The following is a 1,797-nucleotide window of genomic DNA, read 5'->3' as shown; positions in this document are numbered from 1 at the left end:
CGGAGGCGTAACCCGCAGGACCGACCTTTTTCCCCTTCTGCACCCTTCTCAATGCATGCTGGCCGAACTTGATCACGAACCTATGAATCCAGTTTCTATAATCCATTTGCAGGGCTGCCGTGACTCTCAAGCGTCTAACGAATATGATGTCACCGGTCAACGGCAGTGAAGTGGATCGTGAGCAGCGCCCCCCGACTTAAGTCCAGTTTGAGACTGGTCCACGGGCCGTTTTGTTTGAACGCATGAAAGCATACACTGTTACTATAGCAGGTTCATTACATAAGCTTACCCACTTATAACATAAGCAAACTTTTTTATAGAAACGAGGGCCGCTCTCTAGCGAAGCCCGAAATTAATCTAGGTAGAAGGTGAACAATCGTGCAAAAGAAGCGTGTACTCATATTATCCGAGGGATTCGGCAGCGGTCATACCCAGGCGGGTTATGCGCTGGCTGCTGGCATGAAGGAAATTCAACCCAATGTCCATACCAAGGTGATCGAGCTTGGCTCTTTTCTGAATCCTACCGTAGCTCCATGGATCTTGTCGGCCTACCGTCTCACGGTAAGCACCAATCCAGGCCTTGTCGGCATGCTTTATCGAAAACAGCATGACAAACCGCTGAAGCGTCTGACCGCTTTGGCGCTCCATAAATTGTTCTACAATCATACGGCTGATGTGATCCGTCAGCTGAGACCCGACCTCATCGTCTGCACCCATCCGATCCCCAGCGCAATCATCGGTCGGCTGAAGGCTTCCGGACTGGACGTTCCGCTCTGCACGGTCATTACCGATTACGACGCACACGGCTCCTGGATGAACCGTCAGGTGGACCAGTTCCTCGTATCGACGGAATCCGTCCGCCGGATTTTGTTGAAACGCGGGGTTCATCCAAACAGCGTGAACGTAACCGGCATCCCGGTCCATCCGACGTTTTGGACGAAGGAAGATAAAGCGGCGGTAAGGCGGAAGCTGAAGCTGAAAAACATGCCGACGGTCTTCATTATGGGCGGCGGCTGGGGATTGGTCGCAAACAAGGAGCTGTTCTACCAGCTCGCCCAATGGAAGGACCGCGTACAGCTCGTGTTCTGTGTCGGGAATAACCAGAAGCTGCTATCCAAGTTAAAGAGCTCACCCGCATTCTCGCATCCGAATATCGTTGTGATCGGGCAGACGAAGGAAGTCAGCAAATGGATGGATGCCTCCGACCTGCTCATTACAAAGCCGGGTGGGATGACCTGCACCGAAGCGATGGCCAAAGGGCTGCCCATGCTGTTCTGTGAGTCCATTCCGGGCCAAGAGGAGAAAAACTGCGAATATTTTGTCAGCGGCGGCTATGGTGAAGTCCTGAGCCCGCTTGTCCTGGACCGGTGGCTGCATGCCATCAGCACCGGCGGTACCGCTGCCACACCGCACGGCTTCCGCATGAGCCCGTACCATTCCGCTCCACGCGAGGTTTACCGGCCGGAGCGGTGCGCGGAGGAGCTCGTAGAACTGCTGAACGCACGCACGGCCGGTTCAAGACCGGCGGAGCTGCGGCGCAGTCTCTGGGCCAGCATGTAACGCTGATCCGTGCTTACGATCATAAGAAAAACGTCTATCGACGTACCTTCAATGAAGACAGACCGCGTTTAGCTGAAGTTTTTCTTGCGAGATCAGGAAGCAGAAGCTCCGAAACTTATACTTTTCTGATCTCTTAAGAAAAACGTCTATCGACGTAACTTCAAAGAAGACAGACCGCGTTTAGCTGAAGTTTTTCTTGCGAGATCAGGAAGCAGAAGCTCCGAATCCTATACTTTC

The 1,797-nt window shown here is 53.1% G+C and carries 1 protein-coding gene; it reads left to right on the top strand.

The features are described from left to right. The first annotated feature begins 378 nt into the window (after window positions 1–378). A complete protein-coding gene (locus CPT76_RS07750) occupies window positions 379–1,560 on the top strand; it encodes an MGDG synthase family glycosyltransferase (RefSeq protein ID WP_105442499.1) in 1,182 nt (393 codons plus the stop codon). The last annotated feature ends 237 nt before the right edge of the window (window positions 1,561–1,797 follow it).

This window comes from Paenibacillus sp. AR247 (assembly GCF_002968895.1).
Lineage (GTDB): Bacteria > Bacillota > Bacilli > Paenibacillales > Paenibacillaceae > Paenibacillus_AQ > Paenibacillus_AQ favisporus.
This window is presented reverse-complemented; position numbering and strand designations above follow the sequence as displayed.